This is a genomic window from Pelomonas sp. Root1217 (genome assembly GCF_001425705.1).
GTDB lineage: Bacteria > Pseudomonadota > Gammaproteobacteria > Burkholderiales > Burkholderiaceae_C > Pelomonas.
Genome location: NZ_LMDC01000012.1, coordinates 923094 through 936515, shown reverse-complemented (window position 1 = coordinate 936515; position 13422 = coordinate 923094). Strand labels below are relative to the sequence as shown.

11 protein-coding genes are annotated in these 13422 nt (G+C 68.5%); 5 read left to right on the top strand and 6 right to left on the bottom strand.

Annotation, left to right across the window (positions count from 1 at the left end; all coding sequences use genetic code 11):
- Positions 1 to 50: 50 nt before the first annotated feature.
- Both fmt and def read right to left on the bottom strand, forming a co-directional pair.
- Positions 51 to 983, bottom strand: coding sequence for a methionyl-tRNA formyltransferase (gene fmt / locus ASC95_RS13220; RefSeq protein ID WP_057298136.1), 933 nt, complete (start codon positions 981 to 983; stop codon positions 51 to 53).
- A gap of 13 nt (positions 984 to 996) precedes the next feature.
- Entirely contained in the window at positions 997 to 1533 is a 537-nt protein-coding gene (gene def / locus ASC95_RS13215) for a peptide deformylase (RefSeq protein ID WP_057298135.1), read from the bottom strand.
- Between the two features lie 116 nt (positions 1534 to 1649).
- Here def and ASC95_RS13210 point away from each other — a divergent pair, with 116 nt between their 5' ends.
- From ASC95_RS13210 to ASC95_RS13200, 3 genes are all read left to right on the top strand, one after another.
- Positions 1650 to 2816 carry a LysM peptidoglycan-binding domain-containing protein gene (locus ASC95_RS13210; protein ID WP_057298134.1) on the top strand — a complete coding sequence of 389 codons (1167 nt, stop codon included), beginning with the start codon at positions 1650 to 1652 and terminating at the stop codon, positions 2814 to 2816.
- A 2-nt stretch (positions 2817 to 2818) separates the two neighbouring features.
- Positions 2819 to 3910, top strand: coding sequence for a DNA-processing protein DprA (gene dprA, locus ASC95_RS13205; RefSeq protein ID WP_057298374.1), 1092 nt, complete (start codon positions 2819 to 2821; stop codon positions 3908 to 3910).
- A gap of 110 nt (positions 3911 to 4020) precedes the next feature.
- Positions 4021 to 4473 carry a DUF494 family protein gene (locus tag ASC95_RS13200; RefSeq protein ID WP_057298133.1) on the top strand — a complete coding sequence of 151 codons (453 nt, stop codon included), beginning with the start codon at positions 4021 to 4023 and terminating at the stop codon, positions 4471 to 4473.
- A gap of 46 nt (positions 4474 to 4519) precedes the next feature.
- Here the strand turns inward: ASC95_RS13200 and ASC95_RS13195 are convergent, their stop codons facing one another.
- From ASC95_RS13195 to yajC, 4 genes are all read right to left on the bottom strand, one after another.
- Positions 4520 to 6991, bottom strand: coding sequence for a DUF1631 family protein (locus ASC95_RS13195; protein WP_057298132.1), 2472 nt, complete (start codon positions 6989 to 6991; stop codon positions 4520 to 4522).
- A gap of 45 nt (positions 6992 to 7036) precedes the next feature.
- Positions 7037 to 8071 carry a protein translocase subunit SecF gene (gene secF, locus ASC95_RS13190; protein WP_056205235.1) on the bottom strand — a complete coding sequence of 345 codons (1035 nt, stop codon included), beginning with the start codon at positions 8069 to 8071 and terminating at the stop codon, positions 7037 to 7039.
- Positions 8072 to 8083: 12 nt separating this feature from the next.
- Positions 8084 to 9982, bottom strand: a complete 1899-nt coding sequence (secD, locus tag ASC95_RS13185) for a protein translocase subunit SecD (protein ID WP_057298131.1) — start codon at positions 9980 to 9982, stop codon at positions 8084 to 8086.
- 86 nt (positions 9983 to 10068) lie between these two features.
- Positions 10069 to 10398: a preprotein translocase subunit YajC gene (gene yajC, locus ASC95_RS13180; RefSeq protein ID WP_057298373.1), complete on the bottom strand. Its 330-nt coding sequence runs from the start codon at positions 10396 to 10398 to the stop codon at positions 10069 to 10071.
- Positions 10399 to 10558: 160 nt separating this feature from the next.
- Here yajC and ASC95_RS13175 point away from each other — a divergent pair, with 160 nt between their 5' ends.
- Entirely contained in the window at positions 10559 to 12319 is a 1761-nt protein-coding gene (locus tag ASC95_RS13175; protein ID WP_057298130.1) for a sensor domain-containing diguanylate cyclase, read from the top strand.
- On the top strand, positions 12303 to 13397 hold the full coding sequence (locus tag ASC95_RS13170) for a DNA glycosylase AlkZ-like family protein (protein ID WP_057298129.1): 1095 nt from the start codon (positions 12303 to 12305) through the stop codon (positions 13395 to 13397). Before ASC95_RS13175 ends, ASC95_RS13170 begins: the two co-directional genes overlap by 17 nt.
- The last annotated feature ends 25 nt before the right edge of the window (positions 13398 to 13422 follow it).

The following is a 13422-nucleotide window of genomic DNA, read 5'->3' as shown; positions in this document are numbered from 1 at the left end:
CGGCCCGGAAGTCAGGAATACGTGGGAGATGGTGCCACGCACCCGGGGTTTCAAGCGTCGAAGCGTTCGCCGACAGCAATCGGTCGGGCCTGGAGGAAGGTCGAAGCCGGCCCGCGCTTGCCCCCGGCGCGTTGCAGTTCGGTCAGTTTCAAGGCGCCATCACCACAGGCGACCTCCGGCCCGGCGGCGATGACTTCACCCGGCTTCCCCCGCCCTTCAACGACCTCGGCCCGCCAAACCTTGAGCGCCTCGCCCGCCAGTGTCGCCTGGCCGCCGGGGAAGGGATCGAAGGCGCGCAGCCGGCGCTCGATCACGACAGCGGGCAGCGTCCAGTCGATGACGCTCTCGGCCTTCTCGATCTTGTGCGCGTAGGTGACGCCCTCGCCGGGCTGGGGCGTCGACGCCGGGCTGGGCACCTGTAGGGCCTCGACAATCAGGCGGCCGCCCAGGTTGGCCAGCCGGTCGTGCAGCGTCGCCGTCGTGTCGTCAGCACGGATGGTCTCGCGGCCGATCAGCAGCATGTCGCCGGTATCCAGGCCCGCATCCATTTGCATGATCGTGATGCCGGTCTCGGCGTCGCCAGCCTCGATGGCACGGTGGATGGGTGCGGCGCCGCGCCAGCGTGGCAGCAGCGAGGCGTGGATGTTCAGGCAGCCGCGCCGCGGGGTGTCCAGCACCCATTGCGGCAGGATGAGGCCGTAGGCGGCGACGACCATCACGTCGGCATCCGCCGCCCGCAGCGCCTCGCGCGCCGCGGCCGCGTCGGCGGCATATTTGCCGTCCAGCTTCAGGCCCTGCGGCTGGGCGACCGGGATGCCGGCTGCCATGGCGCGTTGCTTGACCGCCGAAGCCTGCAGCTTCATGCCACGCCCCGCCGGGCGGTCGGGCTGGGTCAGCACCAGTGGAACCGTGAAGCCGGCGGTCAGCAGTGCGTCCAGCGCGATGGCGGCGAACTCCGGCGTGCCGGCAAAAACAACTTTCATGACGCGATGCGCATCAGAGCCTCTGCAGGCGCTTCTTGGCCTCGAGCTCTTCCTCGCGCGTCTTTTTGACCATCTTGGTCTTGATGCGATCGCGCTTGAGCGGGCTCAGGTATTCGACGAAGACCTTGCCAAGCAGGTGGTCCATCTCGTGCTGCACGCACACAGCCAGCAGGCCATCGGCATCGAACTCGTAGACCTCGCCATCACGGTTGGTTGCGCGCACGGTGACCTCGGCGTGGCGCGGCACCTTGTCGTAGATCTGTGGCACCGACAGGCAGCCTTCCTCGCCCTCGACCATGCGCTCGCTGAGGCGAACCAGCTCGGGATTGATCAGCACGCGCGGGGTGTCTCGATCCTGCGACGTGTCGATGACGATGACCCGCTCATGCACGTCAACCTGCGTTGCCGCCAGGCCGACGCCGTCGGCGGCGTACATGGTTTCCAGCATGTCATCGACGAGCTGGCGGATGCGCTCATCCACGGCGGCCACCGGTTTGGCAACGGTGTGCAGACGCGGGTCGGGATAGCGAAGGATGTGCAGTTGGGCCATGGCGCCTTGTAAGCACTCGCAAACGAGCGCTAGCGGTTGTTGGTTGCCCCCGGTGATTGCGGGCAGAATCACCCGGATTTTCGCCGATCCGGCAATCCCCTCGGAGACCGTGCCAGATGCCCGTTGCCCGCCCAGCCCACTTCGCAGTCCTTGCGACCTGCCTCGCCCTCGCGGCGGCGACCTCAGCCTGGGCGCAAACCAGCAAGCTGCCCGTCACCGCCGAACAGCGACGCGTCGCCGATCAGGTCGCGTCCGCGGGCGTGCCCCTGGCCGAACTGGCGCCCAATGCGCCGGACAGCCACACGGTGCAGCCAGGCGACACGCTTTGGGACATCTCCAAGCTGTTTCTGAAAAGCCCCTGGCGCTGGCCCGAACTCTGGGGCATGAACCGCGAGCAGATCCGCAACCCGCACCTGATCTACCCGGGCCAGGTGCTGCTGCTGGTCAAGGTCGACGGCCGGGCGCGGCTGCAATTGGCCCAGGGGGTCGGCGGCAAGGCCGGCAATGGCGTGGTCAAGCTGCGGCCGCAGATGCGCATTTCGGCGCTGGATTCCAGCCCCATCCCAAGCATCCCACTGCACCTGATCCAACCCTTCCTGACCGACGCGGTCGTCTTCGACACGGATGCGTTGGCCACGGCACCGCGCATCGTCGCCGCCCAGGAAGGCCATGTGCTGCTCGGCCCGGGCGAGCTGGCCTACGCGCGCGGCGACTTTGGCAGCGGCACGGACTTCCGTGTCTTCCGCAACGCCCGCCCGCTGCGTGACCCGGCCACCAAGGAGATCCTGGGCTACGAGGCCCCGTATGTCGGCACGGCCGAACTGACCCGCCGGGGCGAGGAGCGCACCGGCGCCGATGGCAAGACCGAGATCGTGCCGGCCACGATGACCGTCAGGCAGATCAAGCAGGAGGTCGGCATCGGCGACCGTCTGGCGCCGGCGCCGCCACGCAATCTCGAGCTCTATGTGCCGCACGGGCCCCTGCAGCCCATGGCGGGTCAAATCGCGGCCATCTACGGAGAGGCGCTCAACGCCGGCCAGAACCAGATCGTCGCGCTGAACCGCGGCAAGCGCGATGGCGTCGAGCGCGGCCATGTGTTCGCGCTGTGGCGCGACGGCGACAGGGTGATGGACAAGACGCAGGAGAGGGCCGAGGCCATCAAGCTGCCCGACGAGCGTCACGGCATCCTGTTCGTCTTCGAGGTCTATGAGCGCGTGTCCTATGCGCTGATCATTTCGGTCAAGGAACCCGTTCGCCCAGGCGACCGCTTTACTCAACCCTGATGCTGGATTCGGCCGAGCTGGCCGCCTGGCTGCGGCTCACCGAGAGCGTGGGCCCGGCAGCGGCGCGGCGGCTGCTGGCGATGGCCGGCAGCCCGCAGGCCGTTTTCGAGCTGCCCGCGGCGGCGCTGGATCAGGCGCTGCCAGGCAGGCAGCGGGAGGGCTTCAACCGGCCGCCCGAGCATCTCGAGGATCTGATTGCCAAGGCGGGCGCCTGGCTGCAACAACCCGGTCACGACCTGCTGGTGCTGGGCGACGCCGACTACCCGCCGCGCCTGCTGGCCACGGCCGACCCACCGCTGCTGCTGTGGCTGCAGGGCCGGCGCGAACTGCTGGGCACGCCGTCCATCGCCATCGTCGGCAGCCGCAACCCGACCGCCCAGGGGGGCGACAACGCGCGCGCCTTCGCCCGGGCGCTGGCACGCGGTGGCTACACCATCGTCTCGGGCCTGGCCCTGGGCGTGGACGCCGCCGCGCATGAGGGCGCCCTGGATGCCGGCGGCGCCACCATCGCCGTCGTTGGCACCGGGCTGGACCAGGTCTACCCGCGCCGCAATGAGGCGCTGGCGGCGCGACTGCTGGCCGGCGGCGGCCTCATGGTCAGCGAGTACTCGCTGGGCACTCCGGTACTGCCGGCCAACTTTCCGCGTCGCAACCGCATCATTGCCGGCCTGGCCCAGGGTTGCCTGGTTGTCGAGGCAGCCGTGCAGTCGGGCTCACTGATCACGGCCCGGCAGGCCGTCGAGGCCGGCCGCGAGGTGTTTGCCATCCCCGGCTCCATCCATTCACCCCAGGCCCGCGGCTGCCATGCGCTGATCCGCCAGGGCGCCAAGCTGGTCGAATCGGCCCAGGACGTGCTGGAGGAGCTGCCACCGCTGGGTACCGTCAGCGCCAGATCGGCGGACATTGAAGAGACGCCCCATGAACAGCAGGCGCTGCTGGACGCCATGGGTTTCGATCCGGTCAGCCTGGATGCCCTGATGGCGCGCTGCGGCTGGCCGGCGGCCGAGCTCAGCGCCGCCTTGCTGGAGCTGGAGCTGGACGGCCACATCGCCCGCCTGGCGGGGCAGCTCTTCCAGCGCAGACGCCAGGGCTGAGAGCCGGCTGGACACCAGGGACAGCGAGCTTAACCGCGGATATCAGCGCCTGATCCAAGGGGTTATTCGCGTCCGGGGCTCGCCAGACCCTGGGCTATCATCGCCTCACGATGTTCGATGTCCTGGTTTATCTCTACGAGACCTATTGGCGCCCGGACGCCTGCCCCGATCACGCGCAGCTTGCGCGCAAACTGACGGCGGTGGGCTTCGAGAACGACGAAATCCAGGAGGCTCTCTCCTGGCTGGACGGCTTGGCCGCGTCCGGCGAGTCCTACCAGGGCGAGCAGAGCGAACACGCGATGCGCGTGTATTCGCCCACGGAGATGGAACACCTGGGCGAGGAGTCGATCAGCTTCGTCAGCTTCCTGGAGTCGGCCGGCGTGCTGCCCGGGCCGATGCGCGAAATGGTCATCGACCGCGCCATGGCCATCTCCGGCGCTCCGATGGACCTGGAAGATCTGAAGATCATCGTGCTGATGGTGTTCTGGAGCCTGGGCGAGGAGCCCGATGCGCTGATCCTGGACGAGCTGTTCGTTGCCCCAGAGGATCGATTGATCCACTGATCAAGCCTCCCACTGAAATGACAAACGGCGCTCAAGGCGCCGTTTGTCATTTCAGCAGCTGCCCGGGGTCCGCATCCAGCTTGGCCAGCGCCTTGCGCGTGGCCTGCACGGTCAGCGCTTCGTCCTGGGCCGGCAGCAGCAGGCCTGCCTGCAGGAAGGCGGCCATGCGGTTCAGAGAGAACAGCACGCCGCGGCCCTTGGGCGTGACGAAGAGGGCGAGCTGCTTGCGCAGGCCGCGCCAGGCCAGCTGCACCTGCTCGTTGCGGCCACGGTAGTCCAGCATGAACCAGCCGCCGACCTGCAGCTCGCGCGCCCAGGCCACCATGGCCGGCGTCGGCGCCGAGCCGCCCTCGGCGACGACCTCCATGCCCTCGGATTCGTGGCCGGACAGGTCGCGCACCAGCATCTCGTCGACATGGCTGTCGCCGCCTTCGATGTCCTCGGGCAGCATGGCTTCCAGTGTCTCGAGCTGGTCCATCAGCTCGTCAAGGCGCTCACGCGGGATGGCGGCCGTCTTGGCTGTGAAAGCGGCGGCCAGCGCGTTGTTGAGCTGGCGCACATGGTCGTCCTGCTTGTCCGTCGCCAGGCCGGCGTGGCTCATGCCGTCGCGCAGCGTCTTGAGCAGGGGCGGCAGGCGGCGGATGACCTCGGCACGCTCCTCGCGCGAGGCCTTGGAGCTGGCGCTCCAGATCAGGTCGGCCGCGGCCCGCTTCATGGACTTGGTCACGTCGGACTGGGCGCCGGCGCGCACCGCCGTGACGGCCAGCACGTCGGCCCAGACGTGGAAGAGGAAGTCGCGCACGCCGTCCTGCACCGGCACCTCGGACAGCATCTTGCGCAGTTCGATGGTGTACTGGATGGCCAGGGTCTCGCGCTGCTCGACCTGCTGCGCCAGCGACACGCCGCGCTTGGAGGCCTGGTTCTCGTTCTCGAAATAGTGGTCGAGGAACTTCTCGAACTCGGTCAGCACCGTCGCAAAGACGCGCCGGCCGGTGTCCGGATAGGCCTCGACGACCTGCACGACGCGCTTGATCTCGCGCTCCAGCACATCGTTGCTGGCGCGCTCCGAGCCCGGGCCGCTGACCTGGACCGTGTTGAAGCCCATCACGCAGGCGCCCATGCGGTCGATGAGACGACGCGCGGGATGGTCGGCGGCGGCGAAGAAGTCGGGCTCGCTGACGGCCACCCGCAGCACCGGCATCTGCAGCCGGGCGAACCAGACCCGCACCGTGGCCGGGATGCGCTCCTCGGTCAGGATGCTCTGGAACATCATGGCAACGATTTCGATGGTCGCACGCTCGGCCGGGTTGCTCGCGGCCTGCTTAAGGACCTGCTTGAAGGCCTGGTTGCGCGCGCCGATCTCCTCCAGTGCACGCGGGGCGCTGGCGCTGCCACCGGTATCCACGCCACCAGCTGTGCCGGGGCGGCGCTGCAAGGACTCCTGGGCGTGCTTGATGGCACCCAGCAGCCGCGGCGAGGCGGCGGAAACGGAGACGGGCGGCGCATCGGCCAGCGACGGCTTGGCCGCGGAGCCGGGCGCATCGCCGCTCGACGAACTGCCGCCGCCAAGGGCGCCAGCATGGCTGGGCGTCACATCGGCCAGGCTCGGCTTGCCACCACCGGGGCGGGCAGGCACCTGGCTTTTGACAACCGGAAAGCCCGGCACATGGCGGGCCAGCACGCGCTGCAGCTGCGCCATGACTTCGTCGGCCTGGCTGCTCGCCTTGCTGCGCGCCGATGCCACACCCGGGGCCATCGGCACCGGGCCTGACGTGGGGGCGAGACCGGGGCCCGGCGACGACGGCGGTGGGGGCGGTGCGGGCGCGCCAGTGGCCGTCGCTGTTGCGGCCGCAGCGGCCTGGGCGGTGCGGCGGATGAAGGGGCGCAGATCGACCTCCGGCAGCACCTTCTGGGCGATCAGCCAGCGATTGGTCTCGTGGTAGGCCTCGCTGATGAGCTGGGCGAATTCCTCGTGCAGCTCATGGTGCAGCAGCTGCCAGATGTTCGCGTCCAGGCCGACGCGGGTCCAGGCGTCCAGCGCCACGCGGGCCACAACATGGGCCCGCAGCAGGTCCAGCGGTTCCAGGTCGTCATGGGCTTCGAGGGCCTGCATGCGGGTACGCAGGTCGGTGAATTCCCAGGTCGCCCGGTCCATCATCACCAGGGCCAGGCGGGAGCTGGTGATCTCGCGCTCGATGGTCGAGTCGTCGACCAGGCTCATCTTCACCGACTGGACCGGCACCGTCGTGTCGTGTTCGCGGGCGTTGTCGGAGACGCCGTGCACGGCCGCGTGGCGCAACGCGGCGACGACGGCCATCTGCCAGTTGGGCCCCAGCTTCTGCCAGGCCTGCACCGCGTCGCGCCTGGCCATCATGATGGCGTGGGGGGCGCCGTGGGCCAGCTGCTGGCTGGCGCCTTGGCCGACCGCGGCGACCAGGGGCGTCATGCCGCGCACCAGGGCTTCCAGATAGACGCGCCGCGCCTGGGTCGCCAGGGCCTGGTTACGAGCGGCGGTCATGGACAAGTGTGGGCTGCGCGGCTGGAATGTTGGGTTGCGATCACTCTACACGACGGCCCCGGAGTTCGGGTCATTGGGGTCGTCACGATTCACGCCCGCCTTGACCAGGTCCTCCCGCTTGACGCCCAGCCACATGGCGATGGCCGCGGCAACGAACACCGAGGAGTAGATGCCGAACAGGATGCCGATGGTCAGCGCGACGGCGAAGTAATGCAGCGTCGGTCCGCCGAACAGCAGCATGGACACCACCATCAGCTGCGTGCAGCCGTGGGTGATGATGGTGCGGCTCATCGTCGAGGTGATGGCGTGGTCGATGACCTCGTGGGTGTTCATCTTGCGGAACCTGCGGAAGGCCTCGCGCACCCGGTCGAAGATGACGACAGATTCGTTCACCGAGTAGCCCAGCACCGCCAGGATGGCCGCCAGCACCGCCAGCGAGAACTCCCACTGGAAGAAGGCGAAGAAGCCCAGGATGATGACCACATCGTGCAGGTTGGCGATGATGCCGGCGACCGCGAACTTCCATTCGAAGCGGATGGCCAGGTAGATCATGATGCCGATGACCGTCGCGGCCAGTGCCTTGGCGGCGTCCTGGGCCAGCTCGGCCCCAACGGCCGGGCCGACGACCTCGGAGCGCGACAGTTTGATCGGCTCGGCGCCATCGGCTCGTCTGCAGATCTGCTTGCTGACCTGCTCGCCCTGGGGTGTCACTTCCTGATGCTCGCTGATCGTGCCGGCCTCGGCCGTGCACAGCTCGGTGAAGACCTTGCCGACCAGCTCGGTCTGCTTGATATCGCCGCGCACGGGCAGGCGGATCATCACGTCGCGCGAAGAGCCGAAGTTCTGCACCTGCACTTCGCCGAAGCCCATCTTCTCGACGACCAGGCGAGTCTTCTCGATCTCGGCCGCCTGCGGGTAGGCCACCTCGATGACCGTGCCGCCGGTGAACTCGATGGAGAAATGCAGGCCCCGCGTGACCAGGAAGAACACGGCGGCTGCGAAGGTGATGAAGGAGATCGCGTTGAAGACCAACGCATGCTTCATCAACGGCAGGTCGCGCTTGATGCGAAAGAGTTCCATGTTCTAGCTTTCTCAGGCCTTGGCGGCGACGTCGGTCGTCTCGGCGGCGGGCTTGTCGGCGTCGGGCCTCCAGATCTGCCCGATGGACACGCTCTTGAGCTTCTTCTGGCGGCCGTACCAAAGGTTCACGAGGCCGCGCGAGAACACGACGGACGAGAACATCGAGGTCAGGATGCCCAGGCAGTGCACGACGGCAAAGCCCTTGATCGGGCCGGAGCCGAACACCAGCAGCGACACGCCGGCGATCAGCGTCGTCACGTTGGAGTCCAGGATGGTGGCCCAGGCGCGCTCGTAGCCCAGGCGGATGGCCTGTTGCGGCGACTCACCGCCGCGCAGCTCCTCGCGCACGCGCTCGTTGATCAGCACGTTGGAGTCGATGGCCATGCCCAGCACCAGCGCGATGGCGGCGATGCCCGGCAGGCTCAGCGTCGCCTGCATCATCGACAGCGCCGCGATCAGCAGCAGCAGGTTGAAGCCCAGCGCCAGCGACGAGAACACGCCGAACAGCAGGTAGTAGACGCACATGAAGGCGGCCACCGCGGCAAAGCCCCAGGTGACGCTGGCGATGCCCTTCTCGATGTTTTCCTTGCCCAGGCTCGGGCCGATGGTGCGCTCTTCGATGATCTCCATCGGCGCGGCGAGGGACCCGGCGCGCAGCAGCAGGGCCGTGTCGCTGGCTTCCTGGGTCGTCATCGCGCCGCTGATCTTGATGCGGCCGCCGCTCAATTCGCTGCGGATGACCGGCGCCGTGACGACCTCGCCCTTGCCCTTCTCGAACAGGATGATGGCCATGCGCTTGCCGATGTTCTCGCGCGACAAGTCCTTCATGATGCGGGCGCCCTTGGCGTCCAGCGTCAGGTCGACCGACGGCGAGTGGTTCTCGTCGAAGCCGGGCTGGGCATCGACGAGCGCGTCGCCCGTCAGCACAAAGGCGCGCTTGACGATGATGGGGCCGAAGCCGCGGTCGATGAAGCGCTCGGTGCCGAAGGGCACGGGGCCGTTGCCCTTGAGCGCCTCCAGCGATTCGGCGCCGTCGTCCACCATGCGCAGCTCTAGCGTGGCGGTGCGGCCGATGATGTCCTTGGCCTTGGCGGTGTCCTGCACGCCCGGCAGCTGCACGACGACGCGGTCGGCGCCCTGCTGCTGGATGACGGGCTCTGCCACGCCGAGTTCGTTGACGCGGTTGTGCAGGGTGGTGATGTTCTGCTTGATGGCGGCGTCCTGCACCGCGACCTGGGCCTTGGGCGCCAGGCTGCCGGACAGTTGCAGCTCGCTGCCTTCGCCCTGCGGCGTCCAGATGACGTCGGGCAGCTGGTTCTTCAGCAACTCGGTGGCCGCAGCGCGCTGTTCGGCGTCGCGGAAGGCGATGACCACCGTGTTGCCGTCACGGCTGATGCCGGCGTGGCGGATGTTCTTGTCACGCAGCATGCTGCGCGCATCGCCGGTCAGCGACTCGGCCTTCTTGGTCAGCGCTGCCTTCATGTCGACCTGCATCAGGAAGTGCACGCCGCCGCGCAGGTCCAGGCCCAGGTACATCGGATTGGCATGCAGGCTGGCCAGCCACTGCGGCGAACGCGACAGCAGGTTCAGCGCGACGATATAGGTCGGCTCGGCGGCATTGGGGTTCAGCGCCTTGCTGATCGCGTCCTTGGCCTTGAGCTGGGTGTCGGTGTCGCCAAAGCGCGCCTTGACCGAGTTGCCGTCGAACTGGACGAAATCCGCCTTGATGCCGGCTTGCTGCAGTACGTCCTCGATGCGGGCGGTCATCGAGTTGTCGACCTTGACGGTCACCTTGGCACTGGACACCTGCACCGCCGGCGCTTCGCCGAACAGATTGGGCAGGGTGTACAGAGTGCCGATCAGCAGCGCGACGAGCAGGATCGCGTACTTCCAGAGCGGATAGCGGTTCATGGGGACTTCCTTGTATGCGCCTGCACGGCGTAATCAGCAGCGCCCGGGCGGCTGAGGCCCGGGAGATGGGCGCGGGGCCGATTACTTCAAGCTGCCTTGACGCTTCCCTTAGGGAGAACCTGGGTGACGGCGCTGCGCTGGATCTGCAGTTCGACGCCGTTGGCAACCTCCAGGTGGATGAAGTTGTCACCCAGCTTGGCGACCTTGCCGATGATGCCGCCGGCGGTGACGACCTCGTCGCCCTTTTGCACCGCCTCGATCATGGCCTTGTGCTCCTTCTGGCGTTTCATCTGCGGCCGGATCATGACGAAATAGAGCACGACGAACATCAGCACCAGGGGCAGCATGCCGAGCAGGCCGTTGTCGGAACTGGCGGCAGCCGGAGCGGCCTGGGCGTAGGCGTTGGAAATGAACACGTTGAATTCCTTGGGTGGGCGGCCGCAAAAACCGCAGGGCAACCTTGAATTCTAGTGCGCAGCGCCAAACGCCCCGATGACGGAGCTCCGAGGGGCTACGCCGCAGCACCCACCCCTGCTAACCTGCCGCCGCTGCATTCAACCTGCCTGGAGTTCCACATTGCCGATCAGGGCGCTGACCGACCGACTGAGCCTGCGCAGCCTGCTGACGCTGCCCTACGTCGTGCTGGTGCTGGGCCTGGTGCTGCTGGTGGGCACCCTGTCCTGGCGCGCCGGGCGCGACACGGTGAACACCTTGTCGGGCCAGCTCCTCGTCGAGGCCGTGAACCGCATCTCCGTGTCGCTGGAGCGCCATGTCGGCGGGGCCGATGCGGTGCTGGAGGCCGCCTTCCCCACCGGCCTGCCGGCGCCGGCGAACCTGCCCCGCGAGCTGGACACGCTGCGCAACCGCTTCTGGCTGGCCACCTCGGTGCACCGGGATCCCAACAACTACGTCTACTACGGCGACCGCCAGGGCCATTTCCTCGGCCTGTGGCGCTTCTCCGAACTGGAGGCCGAGCTGCGCGTGCGCACCGCCGGGACCGGCCCGCGCACCATCTACCGCCTCAGCGGCATCACCGGCGACATGCGCTCGCCGGTCACCGAGGACAAGGTCTTCGAGCCGCGCGAGCGCCCCTGGTACCAGGCCGCCCTGGCCAACCCGGCACCGCTGAGCTGGACGCCGGTCTACATCGACTTCAAGACCCTGGACCTCGTCACGACGCGCACAAAGCGGGTAGGCAACGACGTCGGCGAGCCCGAGGGCGTGGCCGCCACTGACCTGCCGCTCAAGCAGGTCAACGCGCTGCTGCAGCGGCTGGCGCTGAGCGAGAACGCCGTCGCCATGGTCGTGGAAGGTGATGGACAACTCGTCGGCGTGTCACGCGGCGCCCACATGAAGACGCTGGCCGTCGGCCAGCACCAAAGGCTGAACGCCGCGCAGAGCCCGGACGCCCTCGTTGTTGCCGCCTTCGAGGCGGTGCGCCAACGCACGGCGGCCGGCACTGAGGCCCTGGGCACTGCGCCGCGCACGGCGAGCTTCGCCGATGCCGACGGTCGCGTCGTGCAGCTCGGCTATGCCCGCGTCGACCCAGCGCTGGGCCTGAACTGGCTCATCATCGTCGCCGTGCCGCGCGCCGACTTCCTGGTTGGCGTGCAGCGCAACTTCGTGCAGGCCGGCGTGCTGGCGGGCCTGGGCGTCGTCATCGCCCTGGGCCTGGGCTGGGCGGTGCAGGGCATCGTCACCCGCGAGCTGCGCGAGCTGGCCGACGCCGCCCGGCGCGTGGGCGAGGGTGTGCTGGACGAGCAGCCCGAGGTGCACCGCACCGACGAGCTCGGCGAACTCGCGCGCAGCTTTGCCGACATGCAAAGGCGCCTGTTGACCGACCAGCTGACGGGCCTGTCCAACCGCAGCGCCGTCCTGCGTCGCATTGAGGATCGCATCCTGCAGCAGCGCCGCCGCGGTGACCGCTGGCCCTTCGCCGTCATGTTCGTCGACCTGGAGCGCGTCAAGGACGTCAACAAGCGCTTTGGCCATGGCGTGGGCGACGCGGTGCTGAAGGAGGTCGGCCAGCGGCTGCGGGCCGGCGTGCGCATCGGCGACATCGTGTCCCGCTATGCCGGCGACGAGTTCTTCATGCTGCTGGACTCGGTCGAGAACCGTGCCGACGCCGAAGCCGCGCGCGATCACCTGGAGGCCGGCATGCGTGCCCCGCTGGAAAGCCTGGCGGGCCTCGCACCTTCCGACTTCCAGGTCGGCGCCAGTTTCGGCATCGCCCTCTACCCCGACGACGGCCAGGACACCGAGAGCCTTCTCCGGCATGCCGACGCCGACATGTTCGCCCGCAAGCAGCCCCCGCCTACCGATGCCCGCCAGCCTTGATCTCAGCACCCTGCGCCGCCATGCCGTCGCGCGCAGCCTGTTCACACCCACGACGCTGCTCAAGGCCGTCGAGAAGCTCGGCGGCTTCGTGCAGGCCGACCCGCTGCGCGCCCCGGCCCGCGCCCAGGACCTGACGCTGCGCCACCGCGTCAAGGACTACCGCGCTGGCGATCTGGAGCGCCGCTACCCGCGCCTGCCGCTGCAGGAAGACTTCTTCATCAACTACGGCTTCGTCACGCCGGAGCTGCGCGCGCTGATGCACCCGCGCACCACGCGCCGCGTCTGGGACAAGCCGCGCTGGAAGCTCGCCAACGCTGTGCTGGCCGAGGTCGAGCGGCTGGGCGAGGCGCATCCGGCCGAGGTCGACGCGGCCCTGGGCCACGGGCCGGTGAAGAACTGGTTTGGCGGCAACAGCCGGTTGTCCACCGAGCTGCTGGACGGCCTGCACTACCGCGGCCATCTCGACGTCGTGCGGCGCGACAGCGGCACGCGCGTCTACCGCCTCGGGCCGACCTGGGAAGCCCACCCCGACCCGCAGACGGCCATGGACGCGCTGGCCGATGTGCTGGTGCAGAAATACGCACCGCTGCCCGCCGGCAGCCTGTCCCTGCTCATCCGCATGCTGTTCCATGGCGCCCATCAGTGGCGCGAACTGGCGCCGACGACGATTGCCCGCGCGAAGGCGCGCCTGGCGCAAACGCGCATCGACGGCGTGGATTGGTACTGGCCGGCCGACGAGGATCCGACGCGCGGCTGGCGCATCCCGTCCCAGGTGCGGCTGCTGGCGCCCTTCGATCCGGTGGTGTGGGACCGCCGTCGCTTCGAGCTGCTGTGGGGCTGGGCCTACCGATTCGAGGCCTACACGCCCGCCGCCAAGCGCGTGCGCGGTCACTACGCGCTGCCGCTGCTGTGGCGGGATCAGGTCATCGGCTGGGCCAACGCGGGCGTCAAGGGCGGGCGGTTGCAGTTGGATTGCGGCTATGTGAGCGGCAAGGCGCCGCGCGATGCGGGGTTCAGGGCGGCCCTGGAGGAAGAGCAGGCAAGGCTTGCGACCTTCCTGGGTGTTTCCACGGGCTGAGGCAAACCGCTCGGCGCAGCCCGCG